This is a genomic window from Thermococcus marinus, assembly GCF_055389025.1.
In genome coordinates, this window is record NZ_AP042417.1 from 2,033,332 (window position 1) to 2,050,991 (window position 17,660).

The 17,660-nt window shown below is 50.0% G+C and carries 17 protein-coding genes; 14 read left to right on the top strand and 3 right to left on the bottom strand.

The features are described 5' to 3' along the window. Position 1 precedes the first annotated feature (1 nt). The 14 genes from ACZ5ER_RS11400 to ACZ5ER_RS11465 all read left to right on the top strand — a co-directional run bounded on the left by ACZ5ER_RS11400 (position 2) and on the right by ACZ5ER_RS11465 (position 14,150). Positions 2-178 (top strand): hypothetical protein, encoded by a 177-nt coding sequence (locus tag ACZ5ER_RS11400; protein WP_464934489.1) that lies wholly within the window; start codon positions 2-4, stop codon positions 176-178. Further along, positions 178-2,124, top strand: a complete 1,947-nt coding sequence (iorA, locus tag ACZ5ER_RS11405) for an indolepyruvate ferredoxin oxidoreductase subunit alpha (RefSeq protein WP_464934490.1) — start codon at positions 178-180, stop codon at positions 2,122-2,124. Before ACZ5ER_RS11400 ends, iorA begins: the two co-directional genes overlap by 1 nt. After that, a complete protein-coding gene (locus ACZ5ER_RS11410) occupies positions 2,121-2,729 on the top strand; it encodes an indolepyruvate oxidoreductase subunit beta (RefSeq protein ID WP_050001920.1) in 609 nt (202 codons plus the stop codon). The genes iorA and ACZ5ER_RS11410 overlap by 4 nt, the downstream gene beginning before the upstream one ends. Before the next feature lie 153 nt (positions 2,730-2,882). Further along, positions 2,883-4,412, top strand: coding sequence for an MBL fold metallo-hydrolase (locus tag ACZ5ER_RS11415; RefSeq protein WP_464934491.1), 1,530 nt, complete (start codon positions 2,883-2,885; stop codon positions 4,410-4,412). 11 nt (positions 4,413-4,423) lie between these two features. Beyond that, positions 4,424-5,452, top strand: coding sequence for a DUF7662 domain-containing protein (locus ACZ5ER_RS11420; RefSeq protein ID WP_464934492.1), 1,029 nt, complete (start codon positions 4,424-4,426; stop codon positions 5,450-5,452). Positions 5,453-5,462: 10 nt separating this feature from the next. Further along, complete coding sequence (locus ACZ5ER_RS11425; RefSeq protein ID WP_464934493.1) at positions 5,463-6,431, top strand: class II glutamine amidotransferase; 969 nt, start codon at positions 5,463-5,465, stop codon at positions 6,429-6,431. Positions 6,432-6,433: 2 nt separating this feature from the next. After that, positions 6,434-6,592 (top strand): gamma-glutamylcyclotransferase, encoded by a 159-nt coding sequence (locus ACZ5ER_RS11430; RefSeq protein WP_464934494.1) that lies wholly within the window; start codon positions 6,434-6,436, stop codon positions 6,590-6,592. A gap of 43 nt (positions 6,593-6,635) precedes the next feature. Continuing rightward, positions 6,636-6,776: a hypothetical protein gene (locus tag ACZ5ER_RS11435; RefSeq protein WP_464934495.1), complete on the top strand. Its 141-nt coding sequence runs from the start codon at positions 6,636-6,638 to the stop codon at positions 6,774-6,776. Positions 6,777-6,904: 128 nt separating this feature from the next. Then, on the top strand, positions 6,905-7,714 hold the full coding sequence (locus ACZ5ER_RS11440; RefSeq protein ID WP_464934496.1) for an ADP-ribosylglycohydrolase family protein: 810 nt from the start codon (positions 6,905-6,907) through the stop codon (positions 7,712-7,714). Positions 7,715-7,777: 63 nt separating this feature from the next. Beyond that, positions 7,778-8,734, top strand: coding sequence for a tetratricopeptide repeat protein (locus ACZ5ER_RS11445; protein ID WP_464934497.1), 957 nt, complete (start codon positions 7,778-7,780; stop codon positions 8,732-8,734). Between the two features lie 278 nt (positions 8,735-9,012). Next, the gene (locus ACZ5ER_RS11450) at positions 9,013-9,420 is read left to right on the top strand and encodes a hypothetical protein (RefSeq protein ID WP_464934498.1); all 408 of its coding nucleotides are present in this window, start codon (positions 9,013-9,015) and stop codon (positions 9,418-9,420) included. Next, a complete protein-coding gene (locus tag ACZ5ER_RS11455; protein WP_464934499.1) occupies positions 9,383-10,702 on the top strand; it encodes a DUF2357 domain-containing protein in 1,320 nt (439 codons plus the stop codon). The genes ACZ5ER_RS11450 and ACZ5ER_RS11455 overlap by 38 nt, the downstream gene beginning before the upstream one ends. Next, a complete protein-coding gene (locus ACZ5ER_RS11460; protein ID WP_464934500.1) occupies positions 10,699-12,963 on the top strand; it encodes an McrB family protein in 2,265 nt (754 codons plus the stop codon). Before ACZ5ER_RS11455 ends, ACZ5ER_RS11460 begins: the two co-directional genes overlap by 4 nt. Positions 12,964-13,025: 62 nt before the next feature. Continuing rightward, positions 13,026-14,150 carry an AAA family ATPase gene (locus ACZ5ER_RS11465; protein WP_464934501.1) on the top strand — a complete coding sequence of 375 codons (1,125 nt, stop codon included), beginning with the start codon at positions 13,026-13,028 and terminating at the stop codon, positions 14,148-14,150. A 1-nt stretch (position 14,151) separates the two neighbouring features. On the opposite strand, the gene ACZ5ER_RS11470 is transcribed toward ACZ5ER_RS11465, so the two are convergent. The 3 genes from ACZ5ER_RS11470 to ACZ5ER_RS11480 form a co-directional block, all read right to left on the bottom strand. After that, positions 14,152-15,153 (bottom strand): histone deacetylase family protein, encoded by a 1,002-nt coding sequence (locus tag ACZ5ER_RS11470; protein ID WP_464934502.1) that lies wholly within the window; start codon positions 15,151-15,153, stop codon positions 14,152-14,154. Between the two features lie 6 nt (positions 15,154-15,159). Further along, complete coding sequence (locus ACZ5ER_RS11475) at positions 15,160-15,735, bottom strand: TATA-box-binding protein (RefSeq protein ID WP_050001924.1); 576 nt, start codon at positions 15,733-15,735, stop codon at positions 15,160-15,162. A 135-nt stretch (positions 15,736-15,870) separates the two neighbouring features. After that, complete coding sequence (locus ACZ5ER_RS11480) at positions 15,871-17,574, bottom strand: DUF505 family protein (protein ID WP_464934503.1); 1,704 nt, start codon at positions 17,572-17,574, stop codon at positions 15,871-15,873. Positions 17,575-17,660: the final 86 nt, after the last annotated feature.

Genomic DNA, 17,660 nt, shown 5'->3' on the forward strand with positions numbered 1-17,660 from the left:
GATGAGGACAACCCCGAGGCAGAAAGCTGAATTTCCCTCTACTTCTCCCATTACCGTTAGGGAAGTCTATGAGCGTATGAAGGATATGCTGGGCACGGCTGAGAATGACCCGCACGACATCTTGAGGGAGATAAGGGAGTTTCGATTTATTACGACTGGCAATGGAGGTGTTGTTTGATGGCGAAGGTTACAGACATGGTGTTGTGGGACAAGCCGGGGGAGAAGGTTCTCCTCCTCGGCAACCAGGCCATAGCACGCGGTGCTCTGGAGGCGAACATAGCGGTTTACGCCGCCTACCCCGGAACCCCGAGCTCGGAGCTCACTGACACGATGGCCATCGTGGCAAAGAAGGCGGGCGTTTACATGGAGTACTCCACCAACGAGAAGGTCGCCTTTGAGACTGCCCTTGCCGCGGCCTGGAGCGGCCTCAGGGCCATGACGGCAATGAAGCACGTCGGACTGAACGTCGCGGCAGATACCTTCATGAGCGCCGTCGGAATGGGCGTCGAGGGCGGCTTTGTCATAATGGTCGCCGACGACCCGAGCATGTGGAGCAGCCAGAACGAGCAGGATACGCGTGTTTACGCGAAGTTCGCCAACGTCCCGGTTCTTGAGCCCTCCGACCCGCACGAGGCCAAGGAGATGACGAAGTACGCCTTCGAGCTCAGCGAGAAGTTCAAGCACTTTGTCATCCTTAGGACAACGACAAGGACTTCCCACGCCCGCGGTGACGTCATCCTTGGGGAACTCCCGGAGGAAATAAAGACCGGCAAGAGGAAGTTCGGCAACTTCAAGAAGGACCCGAGCAGGTTCGTGGACGTCCCGGCCAACGCCAGGAAGTTCCACCCGATAATACTCGAGAAGATAGAGAAGATACGCGAGGAGCTCAACGACTGCCCGTTCAACTGGATAGAGGGCAAGGAAGATGCCAAGGTCGGTATAATCGCCCCCGGCCTCAGCTACGCCTACGTCAAGGAAGCCCTCCACTGGCTCGGTGTTGAGGACGTCAAGGTTCTCAAGCTCGGAACGCCGTTCCCCGTCCCGTACGGGCTCCTTGAGAAGTTCTTCGACGGCATTGAGAAGGTTCTCATCGTCGAGGAACTTGAGCCGGTCGTCGAGGAGCAGGTCAAGACCTGGGCCTACGACAGGGGCATCAGAATTCCAATCCACGGAAAGGACCTCGTGCCGAGGGTCTACGAGATGACCACGAGGAGGGCCGTCGAGGCCATAGCCAAGTTCCTCGGTATCCCCACACCGGTCAACTACGAGGAGCTTGACGCAAAGTACAAGAAGGCGCTTGAGATAGTCCCGCCGAGGCCACCGAGCCTCTGTCCGGCCTGTCCTCACAGGAACAGCTTCTTCGCCATAAAGAAGGCCACCCACTCAAAGGGCATCTACCCCAGCGACATAGGCTGTTACACCCTCGGTCTCCTGCCGCCGCTCAACGCCGTTGACACCACCGTCGCAATGGGTGCTTCAATAGGCATCGCCCACGGCCTCAGCGTTGCCCTCAACGGAAGCCTCGCCGAGGAAGAGAGGAAGACCGGCAAGGAGAAGAAGGTCATCGTTGCTACCATCGGTGACTCGACCTTCTACCACACCGGACTTCCTGCCCTGGCCAACGCCATCTACAACCGCTCCAACGTGCTCGTCGTCGTCCTCGACAACCTCGTGACGGCAATGACCGGCGACCAGCCCAACCCGAGCACCGGCCAGACTCCGCACGGTGAGGGTAGGAGGATACCAATAGAGGACGTCGCCAAGGCGATGGGTGCCGACTTCGTTGCCGTCGTCGACCCATACGACATAAAGGCCACCTACGAGACCATAAAGAAGGCCCTTGAGGTTGATGGCGTCAGCGTCGTCGTCGCGAGGCAGATCTGTGCCCTCTACAGGATAGGCCAGATGAGAAGGAAGGGAGAGAAGTGGCCAATCTACTACGTGGACGAGGAGAAGTGTACCGGCTGTAAGATATGTATCAACGCCTACGGCTGTCCGGCAATCTACTGGGACGAGGAGAAGAAGCAGGCGAGAATAGAGCCGAGCATGTGCTGGGGCTGTGGAGGCTGTGCTCAGATCTGTCCGTTTGGAGCCTTTAAGCCCGTAGAGGGGGGAGAAGAATGAAGGAGTATAACATTGTCATCACCGGTGTCGGCGGCCAGGGTGTCCTTACGGCCGCAAACATCCTCGGTTGGGCCGCCCTTCACGCCGGCCACAAGGTCAGGATGGGTGAAGTTCACGGCATGAGCCAGCGCTTTGGTAGCGTCGTCTCTTACGTCCGCTTCGGTGAGGAAGTCTACGGCTCGATGGTTCCTGAAGGAAAGGGCGACGTTATCCTCGCTTTTGAGCCTGTCGAGGCGCTCCGCTACATCAACTACCTCAAGGAGGGCGGAATGGTCGTCGTGAACACCAAGCCCATCGTCCCGGTCCAGGTCTCGATGGGCAAGGCCCGCTACCCCGAGCTCGAAGAAATCAGGAAGATAGTCGAGGAGGACTTCAAGGCCAAGTGGATAGGCTTCAACGCCGAGGAGCTCGCCATAAAGGCCGGCCACGTCGTAACTACTAACACCGTCCTCATCGGTGCCCTGACCCAGATTCCGGAGTTCCCGCTTGACGCGGAGCACGTTAGAGATGTCATAAGGCTCAGCGTCCCGCCAAAGGCCGTCGAGATGAACATGAAGGCCTTCGACCTCGGTGTCCAGGCCGCTAAGGAGATTCTGGGGCTTTAAGGCCCCTTCTTACCTTGTATTTGTGAATTTCCAAACGGGTGAATTACTCAAAATTTTGTGCAAACTTTATTTGGATTTTATTTTCAATTAAGTCAAGATTCAACACAAAAACCATTTAATAGCAATTGCTAAGTTGTATATTGGTGTGCCTTCATGAAAGTAGTTATTTATGACGGGGCCAATACCATTGGCGGGTCAAAAATTCACATAGAGGAGAACGGAAACGGGCTTTTCTTGGACTTTGGGATGAACTTTGCCAAATACTCCCGCTATTACGAGGAATTCATAACTGAAAGAACCGCGAGGGGAATTTACGACCTCTGGCACCTCGGATTAATACCAAAGCTCAACATTTATCGGGCCGACTTAATTCCGAGAGATCTCACGAGCGAAGTTATCCAATACCCAAAAGTCCCGGTCAATGCGGTTCTAATAAGCCACGCCCACCTCGACCACGTGGGCAATATCGCTCTTCTCGATGAGAACATTCCGATAGTGGGTTCTCCAACCACAATCACAATCCTCAAGGCCTTAAACGATACTGCTGCCAGCGGCGGCCATTTTGGAATGGAGATTCCCTACTACAAAGTAAGAAAGAACAAAGATGAGGAAGGATATATCCTCGAAGCGGACAGAAAAGCCCATTATCCATCAAGGAAGGTGATTCTCACCGAGAAAGCGGAACAGCTTGACGAATTCCTGTTTCATCCCATAAGACCCACAAAGAAAATAATCCCCAATGAGGTTAAAACCCTCGGGGAGGAGGGGCTGGGCTTTGAGGTCAGGGCTTTCCCCGTGGATCACTCAATTTACGGTGCAACAGCCTATATAGTTGAAGGGGACGTCAGTTTAGCTTATACTGGAGATTTTAGGCTTCACGGGAAAAACGGGGACGAAACGAAGAAATTCATCAAGGCGGCAAAGAATGCCAGCGTCCTGATTACTGAAGGCACGAGGGTCGGCAGGGAAGAACACGAGAACGTCTCCGAGAGGGAAGTTCATGAAAACGCCCTAAAAATCGTTGAGGAGGCCAAAGGTCTTGTAATAGCGGACTTTTCGGCAAGGAACTTTGAGAGACTCGAAACCTTCAAGAAAATTGCAGAGAAAACCGGAAGAGAGCTCGTGGTAACGGCCAAGGACGCTTACTTTCTACACGCCCTAAAGATGGTTGATGGGGCTGATAGACTTGAAAACCTGAGAATCTATGGAAACTTTAAGGCCACCCAGCAAAAATGGGAAACCCTTGTGGTCTGGGGCAACTACTCGGACTACTACGTCTCCCCCTTCGAGATCAGGAGAAACCCGGAAAACTACATCCTCTGCTTCTCGTTCTACGACATGCCCCACCTGCTCGATGTAATGCCCGACGGCGGCACTTACATATACTCCTCAAGCGAAGCCTTTGGAGAGGAGCAGGAGTTCAGCTTTTTACGATTGTGGAACTGGCTTCAGTACTTTGGCTTTGAAGTTCACGGTTTTAAGGTTGACAAAAGTGGAAAGCCAATCTTTGAGAAAGGACTCCACGCTTCCGGACATATCTCCCGAGAAGAACTGAGAGAGGTTATTGGAGAAATTGACCCTGATTACATTATCCCAGTCCACACTGAGAATCCGAGATGGTTTGAGGCCAACTGGGGTGAAAAGGCCGTTATCTTGGAGAATGGAGAAAGCTGGGAGGTTTAGGGGGGAGGTAAATGGCAATTCCTAGAAATATTTCTCAGGAACACGTATTAAGAGCAATTGAGGAAATTGAGAAGAATGGAATTCCTGAAAACAGAAAACCCAGAACGCAGCTTTTAGTGTATAACGGTCGAGTGTATCCACCAAAGTACGTGATAACCTTGGCAAATAAATACGCTAACGGTAAACCTCTGAATCATTCAAAATTTACTACCCAAGAGGCTGTGGGATACCTGAGAAGACTTGGATTCCAAATAGCCAGAATAACAGCAGAAGAGATAAGAGAAAGCACTGACAAAGTTGAAACGGAGATCCCCAGCCAAAGCAGCCTCATAGAACTACCAGCAAACCTCGGAGAATACCCACCTGATGAATTTGACAGAAAAATGTACAGTGTTTTTGAGAAATTTGCTTCTCTTGTAGAGGAGAGGCTCGAAGCAATAACTGAGAAGCGCTCTGAGCTTGAGGAAATTTACCAAGAAAGCGAGGACACGATTAGGTACATGATGTTCTATGCATTGACAACTGTTGGGGGAGTAGATCCCCTCGACGTTTATCTTGAATACCTGCATCCAGAAGTCCCCAACAAGAAGTATGCAAAGCTCGACACGTTTGTATCTCCCAAAGAAGACAGGCCAGCCTTAGCGTTCGAGATGAAATTCCAGAAGAAGATTGGTAACAATGCAGTACCAAAACCAGACAATGCTGGAGCAGTGTTTGCCGATATTCTCAAGCTCGCCCTCTTTAGAAAAGAGCAGGGCAATATTGAGAGATACTTCGTCTATGTTGCTGATGAGCATATGATCAACTATCTCAGCAACTCTACTCATGGATACGAACCATTTATCAGCTTGAAGGAGAATACTGGATTCAAAGTTACCCGAGAATATGTGATTAGAAAGCCACCAACTTTCATCAGGCAATTGAAGAAGATTACTGAAAAAGAAGACTTCCCAGAGCCTATAGTAATCTGCAGATTTAGGAGAGACCCAAAATTCGGAAACAAAGAGATAGCAATTAGGATTTACAAAGTAGTGCCTTGAGGGATGGGATATGTGCGAGCTCTTCGGCGTTAACGCAAACAAAGAGGTAGATGTCAACTTTACGTGGCGAGGCTTTGTGAGGAAAGGTGAATTTAACCCACATGGATGGGGCGTTGGCTGGTATCTAAAAGCCGCCAATGGAAAGAGGGCCGCCTCACTGATAAAACAGCCAATTCCTGCTTACGAAAGCATGATTGCCCTCACACTTCCAAGGCTTAACATAAGGAGCCAAATCATCGTAAGCCACGTAAGATTTGCCACCAGTGAAATCAACTACCTGAACACTCATCCATTCGTGAGGAGAATCAAGAGCATTGGACAGTACGATGAGTGGATTTTCGCCCACAATGGAGTGCTACACGGTGTTGAGAGACTGCCTAAGCGTTTCAAGCCCTTAGGGACGACGGACTCTGAAGTAGCATTCTGCTACATAATGGAGAACTTGGAGGGAATAAGAACCATAAGGGAACTCTTCACCAAACTCTACCAGCTTTTGAGCGAGCTCAGTGATTATGGTAGACTAAACGTTCTAATGAGCAATGGGAGGTACCTGTTTGCATACAGTCATTACCCGGGCAAGGGCATGTGGTTGCTGAAGCGCCACCCACCGCATAAGGCCCGCGCAAGACTCCTTGACGAGGACTTCGAAGTCTCACTTAGGGACGTGAAAGCCAAAGACGAGTATGCATACCTTGTGGCAACAAAAAGGCTCACTAACGAAGACTGGGAAGAGATAGAGAAAAAGAAGCTTTACATCTTCAGGGACGGTGCTTTGCTGCTCAAGATTGGTAAGAGAATCGAGCCAATGCTTGATAGTAAAGACGTAGAAGTCCTCAGAGCGGTTTTGAACGGAGAAAACGTTGAGCTCAATGAGACCGTTAAACGGCTCGTGGACTTAAAACTCCTGAAAATCACCAAGAGTGGGGTTGTAATAAACGATTACAGGACGGCAATAGTCAAACTGATTGTGGGGGAGTGATTATGAAGATAGCAGTTTACGGCACCCTGAGGAAGGGTAAGCCCCTGCACGGCTATCTGAGAGACAGCAAGTTCCTTGGAGAGGACTGGATTAAGGGCTACGACCTTTACGTTGACGTCCTCCCTTACGCCGTCAAAGGCAATGGAAAGCTGAAAGGTTGAGGTCTATGATGTTGATGAGGAAACATTCGAGGAAATCAATCGCATGGAGGTAAATGCCGGCTACAAGCCGGTTGAGGTTGATACAAAGTTCGGCAGGGCAGTTCTCTGGGAGTGGGCGCATGAACCGAGTGGAGAAAGAGTGAAAAGCGGGGATTTTGATGATGTCAAGCTTGAGGGGTGGTGAGTGTGCTCCGCTCAAGGCTTGAGGGCGGCCTCTGGGGAGTCCTCGTTGGAGATGCCTTTGGCCTGACCTTCTAGTTCACCAGCAGGCTTGCAATGGAATTGGATTACCCAAAACCCAAAGAAATTCCAATGCTCGACGGCTTGTGGAGCGATGACTCCTCGTTGACTCTGGCAACCGCTCAAGCGCTGACAGAAGGCTACACCATTGAAAGGATTGCAGAGAACTTCCTTCGCTGGTATTATGAAGGTGAATTCACACCGAGGGGCTATGCATTTGACCCGGGCAACACGACCTCAAGGGCAATAGAGCGCATTGCTAGGGGTGTTCCGCCGCTTGAGGCTGGTGGTAGGGGAGAATGGGACAACGGTAATGGTTCGCTGATGAGAATCCTGCCAGCGGCGTATTACGCTTACTTCAAGCTCGGCTCGCTGGAGGAGAGGCTCAAGCTCATTCACGAAGTCTCAATGATTACACACGCCCATCCCCGCTCGCTCATTGGTTGCGGCATCTACTCGTTAATAGTCTGGAACATCCTCAGCGGAATTGATAAGCTTGGGGCCTACCATGAAGCGATAGCAACAGCGAAAAGATTTTACTCAAAAGAGCCCTTTATCAGGGAGATTACTCACTATGAGAGGGTCTTGAGCGGGAGGATTCACGAGGTTAAGAGGAACGAGATTAGGGGCAGTGGTTACGCTGTCCACACCCTTGAGGCGAGTCTATGGGCTTTTCTAAGAAACGAGAGCTTTGCCGATGCGATAAAAGAGGTAGTCTCTCTTGGGGAGGATGCTGACACTACTGGAGCCGTCACTGGCGGTTTGGCTGGAACGTATTATGGAATTGGTGCCATTCCCGAGGAGTGGTTTGAGAAGATTGAGGCGAGGGAGTATGCTGGAGAAATAATTAACGCCTTCATTAATAGTCTCCTTGGAAGTTGATTTGAAAGGCTTTGATAGAGAGCTCCCTGCAGACGTTTATGGAGATAGAGAAGAGGGATGCCAATGAGTGGGCTGGTTAGAAAGTTTGTGAGGCCAGAAGGGATTACAGTTCAAGAATTCCTTGCGGGAGGATTTTCGGAGGAGTCTCTGAAGGACCTTGAGAAAGCGTATGACGAGGCCTGGGAACGAGAGAAGCTTCTTTATGCTGATGGTTACATAAAACTGCTCGTCAGCCTTGCCGAGTATTACAAGAAAAAGCACGAAAGCGATAGTAAGTATAAGCTCAAAAGGCTTTTGGATGAAATCTTTGGCACGGCCGAAAGTCCTACCTACAAAAAGCTGGTTGCAGATTACTACATTAAGGCCGCCGCCGTTGCAACTTCAGTCTCCATGATCTATTTCCCTCAGCAGAACTACCCGGAAGAGGCCGAGAGGTACCTGAAGCTGGCAGTGGAATTTGAAGAAAGGGCCATGGAACTTGGCGTTATCCCGAGGTACTACGCGATAGCCCTGAACAATCTCGGGACCCACTATTACGAAACCAACCGCTCCGAAGAAGCACTCCCAGTGCTCAAGAAGGCGTTGGAATACGCTGAGACCGCAAAAGAGAGGGGACTCGTTCTCCACAACCTTGCACTGGCTTACGCTGACTTGGGGATGAAGAGGGAGGCAGTCGATTGCATGGTGAAATCAATCTGCATTCACTATTCAACACAGCACGATTTTGGTGATGTTTCGTTTTACGATGAAGATATCGACAGGATAACTGAAATGACTGGTGATGCTAACACGGACATTTATGCACTGAAGGTTGCGCTTGACTTGGTCAGTGGGAATTTAACTATTGAGGAAGCTAAAAAATTGCTTGAGCAGATTGACCGCGATGAATGGCCGCTGACCGATGCCCTGCTCTCAATACTAAGCGGGAAAGAGTACATGTTATCGAGTGAAATTGTGGAGTGTGCCAGGCTCCTGCAAGACGTTGCAAAAATAACCGGAAACAAGAGCGCATTGGAGTAAAAACAAAGCATGAGTTTCATTTGGCAGGGAAAATAATTGAGGGCATGATTTTGAGCCTTACAGGGCAAACACGAGAAAACTACTTTGACACAATAAAATGAGGGCTGGTTTGTGGGTGGGGGACCAGCCTTGAAGTCTTCGGATGGTAATCTAATGGGGAAGTATTGAGTTAATTGGAGAGGGATACGGAAAACACTGGGCGAAGTTGGGGAAATATAGGAGCTTTAATTTTATTCTCTCCGAAATACTTATTAACTTCTGTGTATAGTAGCTTTTTGGTGCCTTCATTGGTCATTACGTGCATTGAGAATGGAAAGTTGAATCTTCCGTTTCAGTTGGGAAGTGTTGAAGATAGCTGTTGGGCTTTTCTACAGGAAAGTGGCGAGATAGTGCTCTTTGAATGGAAGACTTACGAAATAGATGCAAACGGAGCCAAGGTTATTATTCCCGGATTGGAGGATATTTCAAGAAGTGGCATCAATGAGAACATATTCACTTTCGCATTCAAAAACTACGTTGGAAAATCGAAGCTAATTATCAAAGAGTCGGATGGAAAAAAGCGTGAATTTCCTATTATTGTGCTTTCTGAAAAGTTTGAAAAGATTGCCCCAGAACACTGGGAAGTCATAGACCTCGGCAAAATAGAAGATGTCGAAGAGAGAAAAAGCCGTAGAAAAATTGATTGAAAGATTCAACATCCTAAGTCAAGCTTTAACAGATGACATAACGCGCATCTCCTCCAAACTTAATTTCTCAATACAGTCTCCCACTGCGTTTACTGTGAAAGAAAGCGATGAGCCCGTAAACGAGCTCTTTGCTTACCATTACCTCCGCTCAAACAAAACTCGAATCATCGAGGCCTTTGAGATAGTCGTGCACAGAATGAAACGAGAACTTAGAGTGGAGGAAGAGTGGCTAAGGCCAGATGAGGTCGACGAAGTAACCCCAGAAACGCTGATTTCAATCACCGAACACCCGGAATACCTGGCACCGGCTGGAGAGGGTGTTCTTGTGGCGAGATACCTGAACGGCTACGTGCCCACCAAAGTTCTCGGAAGTAGAAAGTACAAGAGCTTTGACACCCCAGAGAACAGGTTTGCAAAGCATTTTCTTGGTATTCTTATCGAGTGGAGTGAGAGGGTAATAAACGCCTTCGAGAACGGAAAAAAGGCTGACCTGAAGCTCATTAGGGAGCTCCTTGAAGAGCTTGAGTTCGTTAGAGGCGATGGCATCTGGGAAGAAATAGGGGACATGACGCTATTCCCATATACTTCACAAACTCTACTGAAGGGCGACGGCTACCGTGACCTGCTTGAGCTGTATAGGGAGTTCACGGCGTACTCGCCTTTCTTCGAGGGGCTTCAAAAGGCAATAGACAACAGGGACATAGCAAAGCTCTACGAGTACTGGGCTTTCTTCAGGCCCGTGGAGGAACTTGGCAGAGTCCTTGGGAAGAAGGACATCCGCATCGTTGTCACACCCGCGGGGGAGTTATCAGAAAGCGGAGACGTTTACGCACAATTTGACAATGGCCGGAGGCTCTACTACAACAAAAGGCTAATCCCAAGGAAGTGGAGCTACTCCGTGACTCTGAGGCCAGACTTCTCACTATTTAATGGTGACCCCTTAAGGAAGGGCACTGAAATTATAGGCGTTTTCGACGCCAAGTTCAAGCTCGACGTTGTTGATAGAACTGAAGAAGTCGAGAACTTGGACGAGCTGGATGAGGCCGCGGAGAGAACCGGAAACTACGAGACCTGGGCAAAGCTGGAGGACATTTACAAGATGCACACATACAGGGACGCGTTAGGATGCAGGTTCGCGGTTGTGCTGTATCCGGGAAGGAGGAGTGTGTTCTTTGATACTGACAAAGGCAAGTTAAGCGGGAGTTTTGATTTTAGCAGCCTTTTGTCCAGAGATTTGAAGGGTGTTGGATATATCAGGTTCGTTCCGGGGGTGGAAAGATGATAGATATGACAGAGCTTAGAAATCTGATTAGGGAGTACTGTCAAACAGAACTTCCCAAAGCAAAAGCTGAGTGGATAGTTCCCAATATTGAAAATATCAGAAAAACCTTCAACACAGTCAAAGAAAGCGGAAATTATGAAGACCTGAAAACAGCACTTCAGAACTTGCACTCTGGAAGAAACATCTTCAGGTTTCATATCAGAACGACAGAAGACCTGAAAAACCTCTGGGAGAACTTCATTAGGGAGGTTGTTGAAACTCCACCTGAGGAACTTCTTAGAAACATTGATGAACGGTTTGAAAAATGGAAACAAATTAGAGGCGCAGGCAGGGGACTTATATCAGAGGTCTTAGCATTTTATTACCCCCAATACTTTGCTCCTTGGAACAACACTGTTGATTGGTACTTCCAAGAACTTGGATGGGAAAAGCCACAGAAATACTCAGATATTCTCAAACGTCTTAAAGAGCTAGAAGCTATTTTTAAAGAGGAGTGCAAAGCAGAAGACATCAATTTCATAGTTGTTGATCATTTTGGGTGGTGGCTTAAACACAAAGCTAAGAAGCCTCAAGGACAACAAAGATATTTTCTTGAAATCACAAAGCCTCCCGGAAAGCCCTACGAAGAAAACCATGTAGGCAGGTTTCTTTGGTCTCCAGCGGATCAAAAATACTGGGATGGCCGTGAGGGGAAAATGAGCCTGTTGAAACCAGGAGATATTGTGCTTCATGACGTTAACGGAGAGATAGTGGGATATTCTAAAGTAAAAGAAAACGTTAAAGAAGTTTCAAAAGAGGAGATTATTGAGATATTTACCAACGAGGGCATTTGGAGTGAAAAATATGCAAAGTTTGCTGAGGATTGGTTTAAGAAGTCCCAGAATGGGAGATTTTACTTAGTAAGACTTAAGGACTTCAGTGAATTTGATAAAAAGTACAAGTATACCAGTATCAAATACCTCCCACATCCCGCAAGACTTCAGGGTGTTTATTTAACAGAGATTAACCCCAAAGTTTTAGAGGAGCTCGGTATCCCTGTAGAACATAGCGAAAAAACATATGACCAAAATCTTGTAGGTTATTTGAAGTCCAAAGGCTACCACTTCTTCACATATCTCGTTTCCCAGTTCTATACGGCACTCAAAACCAAGGGCTTTGTAATCCTCTCGGGCCTGACGGGAACCGGAAAGACAAAGATAGCGCAGGAGCTCGCGGAACTCCTCGATGACTCTAAGAAAAACCTCCTGTTTCTCCCCGTCCGCCCGGACTGGAGGGACTCAAAGGCATTGCTCGGATATTACAATCCGCTGACCGGCGAGTACCATCGGACAAAGCTCCTCAACTTCATTCTCAAAGCCAAAAGGGACTATGAAACCAACAGAAAAAACGCCATGCCCTACTTCGTTATTCTCGACGAGATGAACCTTGCCCACGTCGAGTACTACTTCGCTGACTTCCTCAGCGTCCTTGAGAGTGGGAGAGACGATGATGGATTCACAAGGGAACCCATACCGCTCCACGAGGTTGGGAAGGTTGAAAAAGAAGGGGAGATTCCAAGGGAACTCAAACTCCCACCAAACCTTTACATCATCGGAACTGTGAACGTGGACGAGACCACTTACTCATTCAGCCCGAAGGTTCTGGACAGAGCTTTCGTTGTAGAGTTCCATGACGTTGACCTCGAAAACTACCCATCACAGGATTCGGAGTCTGAGTTATCCCCAGAAACTATTAACGCCTTGAAAGGCCTCATACTGGACGACCTTCGCGGCGAAAAGGGCAAATTCCTCGCCCGTTCAAAGGAAGAGGCAAACAAAGCAGTCAGAGAGCTAAAAGGTACAGAGTACTGGAGAGTTCTCGTTGAACTTAACGGGGTCCTTGAACCCTACGATATGCACTTCGGCTATCGCGTCGTTGATGAGATTGCGCTGTTTTTCCAGAGCGCCAAGGAGAGCCAGGACAAAGGCATCGTGGAATTCAGGGATGATGACGAAATCTTCGACCTCGCACTCCTGATGAAAGTTCTCCCGAAGTTCCACGGGAACAGGAAGAAGCTCGAAGAGCCTTTGAAAGTCATCTTAAAGCTGTGCCTCTCAGAGAACGCGAAAACCAGAGTTCAAGACCTTGGAAGGGAAGCTGTTCTAAGCATGCTCAAAAACTGGGAAAAGGAAAAAGAAAACTTCCGCTTCAAACACACGGCCAGGAAAGTCCTCCGCATGCTCCGCCAGCTGTACGAGATAGGCTTCGCGAGCTTCAGCTGACATTTATTTTTTCCAAAACCCTTATAACTTACCCCGGGGTAAGTAACTTACGGTGGGGTAAGTTGCTGTTCGACCTCCAGCCAAAGAGGAGAAGGGAAGACCTTTACGACAGGGAAGAAGAACTCAAAGAGTTTTTCGATGCCGTCGAGCTCGGAGAAACTCTCGTTCTTCTACTCGGCATCAGAAGGCTCGGCAAAAGCTCCCTCCTCAACGTTGCTCTCTCCGAATCTGGAAAACCCTTCTCCAAGATCGACGTTCGCTCGCTATACTTCACCCACGGCTCGATTCCCCAGGAGTTGCTTGCGAGAAAACTCCTCGAAGGCCTTCTCAAGTCTCTGAAGGGAAGAGACAAAGTGAGGATGGAACTTGTGAAGGCTCTCTCAAGGATTAAGGGGGTTAAGGTTTCGGGTCTTCAGGTGGAGTTTGATGAAAAGCCCGACCTTGCAGGACTTCTTGAGAGGCTTGACGCATGGGCCGAGAAAACCGGGAGGAGAGTTATAATCGCCTTCGACGAGGCCCAGTACCTGAGGCTTTCGGGGATACAGTATGATGGGCTCATAGCGTACGCCGTGGACAACCTGCCGAACCTGACGTTTGTACTGACCGGCTCCGAAGTTGGAATGCTCCACGATTTCATCGGACTCGACGACCCCAAAAAGCCCTTATTTGGTAGGTACGCGAGGGAAATAACACTGAAGAGGTTTTCGAAGGAGCAGAGCGGGGATTTCCTGAGAAGGGGGTTCGACGAGCTTGGGGTAAAAGTTCAAGAAGAGGAAATCAAGAAAGCCGTAGAAAAGCTCGACGGCATAGTCGGATGGCTGACCCTTTACGGCTACATAAGAGGAGTTAGAAAGCTCCCCGAAAAAGATGCCCTCGATGAGCTCTTTGAACGGGCCAAAGCGCTGGTTCTTGACGAAATCTCGGCCCTCACGAGGTACAGCGCGAGGTACCGGTTCATTCTCAAAGCCGTTGCCCTTGGAAACAGCTCATGGAGCTCCATAAAGGAGTACGTGGAGTTCAAGGCGGGAAAGATAAACGATGCGAAGTTCTCTGCTCTGTTGAAGAACCTCGTTAAGTACGGCTACCTTGAAAAGGGTGAAGATGGCTATTCCATTCCTGACCCAGTAGTCAAGGAAGTCATAAAGAGGACCAACTTACCCCAGGGTAAGCCACTTATCCCCCCGTAAGTTAGAACTCCCACCACTCGGAATGTATCTCTTTCACCCTCGCAACGGTTCTGAGCGCCTCGTACGATGGACTGACCGGAACCTCGCGGATTTCCCCGCTCAGGTAGCCCCTGATGAACGCGGGAAGACCTTTGTCAAGACCAACCGAGTAGCCACCCTCAAAAACCACCGCCAGCGGATAGCGCGAAAGAGTTGAACCAGCATAGGCGAAGAAGAGCTCACTCAGTCTTAGCGTTGTTAGATTCTCGCCGAGGAAGCCGTCGAAGCCGGCTGAAATGACAACAAGCTTTGGTTTGAACTGGGCCAGTATCGGAAGAACTATTTCGTTCCATGCATAGATGTAGTCATCGTCTCTCGCATAGTGGGGCATCGGCAGGTTTATTTTCGTCCCCTCAGCTCCATTACCGCCGACCTCGTATTCATAACCGCTCCACGGATAGATGTCGCGCTCGTGCAGGTCTACGTGGACTACTTTGTTGTCGTTCCAGAGTACCTCCTGCGTCCCGTTGCCGTGGTGGGCGTCGAAGTCTATGACGAGAACCTTCCCGGTGAGCTCCTCGGCGACCTTTGCCGCGTATGCAGCGTTGTTGAAGATGCAGAAGCCCAGAGTCGGGGCATTAAAGGCCCTGCCAGACCTGCCGGCGTGGTGGCCGGGAGGCCTGACGAGGGCAAGGTAGAGGCCCTTTCTCTTTAAAGCCATCTCGACAGCCGTCCGCGAGGCCCCAAATGCGAGGAGAGAAGCCTCCCATGTGCCCGGGGAGACGTAGGTGTCCGGGTCAAGGTAGGAGAATTTTATGCTTCTCTCCCTGACAAGCTCAACGTAGTCCTCTGTGTGGACGGTCAGAAGCTCTTCCTCAGGTACGGGGCTGGGCTCAATTGGCTTCCACAGGCCCAAACGCTGGAGAGCCTTTATGGCCCGCAGCAGCCTGCCGGGGTTCTCGGGGTGGTAGTTTTCAGGCCTATGTTCAAGAAAAACCGGGGAATAAATTACTGAAAAGGCCAAACGGCCTCACCATTCTTCGTCCTCTTCCTCTATAAGGCCGTACTTCTCAAGCTCGCGGAGGAGCTTTCTGACGGCTTCCCAGGCGTCGTCCTCGCTCTTGGCACCGGAACAGACTATTTTACCGGAAGAGAAGAGCAGTATGACGGCCCTCGGCTCCTTTACGCGGTAGATAACACCCGGGAACTGCTCGGGCTCGTACTCACAGTTGGGAAGACTGAGCGCAACGGCATCGAGGTTAAACTCCATACCAATGTCACCGCTGAAAACCATGTTCTGGATGTCAATCTGGGGCTCGCGGTGGAACTTTGCCCCGATCTTCTTGAGCATCATAATAAGCTTGTTAACGGCCCTCTTTATGTCGTCGACGCTCTTTGCCCCGGTGACAACGAGCTTTCCTGAGCTAAATATAAGCAGGGCGACCTTGGGTTCATCAAAACGGCATATGATTCCCGGGAACTCCTCCGGATTGTACTTTGAGTTGGGGCATATTTCAATAACCTTTTCAAGGTTCAGCTCCGTAAAGAGGTCAACAGAAGCCACGATGTTTTCAATCCTGAGCTTTACATTGCTCATGTCCACCAAGGTTTACACCTCCGAATGGTGGGTTTAAAAACCCTTTATAAATGGGGCACTCGCTTTTTAAAGCTTTATGCTCAGAGAAGGGCATCGAAATTAAGAAACGGTAGACGGTTAAAGAAAAGAAGGACTACATCACAATCACATGTAGGCCTCAACGAGGGTCTTGCCTGCTTCGGTCAGGCTCTTGGTTCCGAGGAAGCCGAGCTGGCGGAGCATCGTCAGGGCCTTCTTTATCTCGTCGTCGCTGAGACTGAGGTGCTTCCTGATGACGTCAACTTCCTCAATCTTGTAGTCCCTTGCCTCTCCCTTCTCCTTCCATATCCTGTTGAAGGTCTCGATGTTGTCGTAGATGACCCTTAGCACGTTGTAGAGCGTCGGCGTGACGCTGAACTTGACCTTGACTATCTCCTGGAGCTTGGCGTTTTCGAGGGCTGTCTTGACCCTGTCTCCGAGCTCGGTTAGCTTGACCATACCGTTCTGGAGCTCCACGATGAAGCCCTTGGCCTCTGCCTCGCCGATTGCTCTGGTTATCTCCTTCTCTTCTCCGCCGACGTAGTCCTTCACGAGCTCAACGAGCTCGTCCCTGTGAATGTACTTCTTCCTCGGGGTCTTGGCGAGTATCGCGGCGTCGTACCTGGTGATGAACGGCTTCCTCTTGATGCTCCTGCTGAGCCTGAGGTAGAACCTGCCCTTGTCGGTTATTCCGGCCTTTACAACACCTTCCTCCTGAGCCTTTATGACCCACTCAGCGATTGGCACGTCTCCGCTCTCTGCGTAGGTTACGGCCTTCATCGCATCAGGACTAACGGTTCCGAAGTTTATGGCTTCTTTACCCCACTCGGTGAGCCAGTAGGTGCCCTTGCCCTTGACGAGTTTCCTCTCAATGAGCTCTTTGCTCTCAAGGAGGTGCAGGACGGCTCCGATGTCCTCAACCTCAACGTGCCTGGCGATTTCCTTCCCGGTCGGCAGTATGTCTGGATTTGTCCTGTACTTTTCTTCTATCTCCTTGATAGCCTTGAGGACTGCAAGCTCATCGTCGAGCAGGTAAATCGGGAGAACCTTCTTCTCAACCCTGCCCATCGCCTCATAGGTCTCCATCATGGCCTTTCCGAACTCGGTTACGCCCTTCTCGTCGCTGAGACCCATGCTCTCAAGCTCGGCGTTGCTCTTTCCGGCCCTGAGGGCCTCAAAGTCCTCCTTCCTGAGGACTATGGCCCTCGCGAAGACCGGAATCATGTTAACAGCCTTAAGGGCGAGCCTCGCAGCGGGAGTTGTTGCAAAGGCCCTCCCCTTCTCGGTCGGCGGCGAGATGAGGAGCAACCTCATGGCTTGGAGGGCGTTGATGATGTTGTTGCCGTAAAGCCTGGAGTTCTTGAAGGTGACAAGCTCGTCGAGTGTGCCTATCTTGGGCATTCCCCTGAGGAACGAGACTATCTCCGGGGTCAGGTACACGACGGGGTGAGTCTCGCGGTAGAGCTCAAGGAGCGCCTTTCCGAACTCGGTGAGGCCGTTCTCATCGGCGAGCTTCCTCTCCTTGAGCTTTTCAAGCCAGCTCTCCGGAACCTTTCCGGTCTCCTCAAGGAGCTCAAGCATCTTCATTATCTCGGTGTCGGCGATTAGCTCAGGGAGCTCATCGAGGTTGAGAGAATCGCTAATCTCAAGGAGCTTTCTTCCGGCATCGGTAAGCTTGATCTTCCCGCCCTCAAGCTCCGCAAAGCCGAGTATGTAGAGTTCGATCGCCCTTATCTGGAACTCCTCCGGGAGCTTGGCCTCAATCTCGGCCTGGCTTTCGGTCTTCTTCATCTCCCTGAGTATCTCAATGTGCCTCCTCTTCAGGTACATCCTATCCCCTCCTTATCAGTTTTTAATGCTTGAAAGACCGGCCCATTTTAGAAACATGAAGTTTTTAAAACTTTCGGTAACTAAAA

Excerpts from the sequence above, each read along its gene's own strand:
- ACZ5ER_RS11400 (WP_464934489.1), top strand. The coding sequence starts at position 2 with ATGAGGACAACCCCGAGGCAGAAAGCTGAATTTCCCTCTACTTCTCCC.
- iorA (WP_464934490.1), top strand. The coding sequence starts at position 178 with ATGGCGAAGGTTACAGACATGGTGTTGTGGGACAAGCCGGGGGAGAAG.
- ACZ5ER_RS11410 (WP_050001920.1), top strand. The coding sequence starts at position 2,121 with ATGAAGGAGTATAACATTGTCATCACCGGTGTCGGCGGCCAGGGTGTC.
- ACZ5ER_RS11415 (WP_464934491.1), top strand. The coding sequence starts at position 2,883 with ATGAAAGTAGTTATTTATGACGGGGCCAATACCATTGGCGGGTCAAAA.
- ACZ5ER_RS11420 (WP_464934492.1), top strand. The coding sequence starts at position 4,424 with ATGGCAATTCCTAGAAATATTTCTCAGGAACACGTATTAAGAGCAATT.
- ACZ5ER_RS11425 (WP_464934493.1), top strand. The coding sequence starts at position 5,463 with ATGTGCGAGCTCTTCGGCGTTAACGCAAACAAAGAGGTAGATGTCAAC.
- ACZ5ER_RS11430 (WP_464934494.1), top strand. The coding sequence starts at position 6,434 with ATGAAGATAGCAGTTTACGGCACCCTGAGGAAGGGTAAGCCCCTGCAC.
- ACZ5ER_RS11435 (WP_464934495.1), top strand. The coding sequence starts at position 6,636 with ATGGAGGTAAATGCCGGCTACAAGCCGGTTGAGGTTGATACAAAGTTC.
- ACZ5ER_RS11440 (WP_464934496.1), top strand. The coding sequence starts at position 6,905 with ATGCTCGACGGCTTGTGGAGCGATGACTCCTCGTTGACTCTGGCAACC.
- ACZ5ER_RS11445 (WP_464934497.1), top strand. The coding sequence starts at position 7,778 with ATGAGTGGGCTGGTTAGAAAGTTTGTGAGGCCAGAAGGGATTACAGTT.
- ACZ5ER_RS11455 (WP_464934499.1), top strand. The coding sequence starts at position 9,383 with ATGTCGAAGAGAGAAAAAGCCGTAGAAAAATTGATTGAAAGATTCAAC.
- ACZ5ER_RS11460 (WP_464934500.1), top strand. The coding sequence starts at position 10,699 with ATGATAGATATGACAGAGCTTAGAAATCTGATTAGGGAGTACTGTCAA.
- ACZ5ER_RS11480 (WP_464934503.1), bottom strand. The coding sequence starts at position 17,574 with ATGTACCTGAAGAGGAGGCACATTGAGATACTCAGGGAGATGAAGAAG.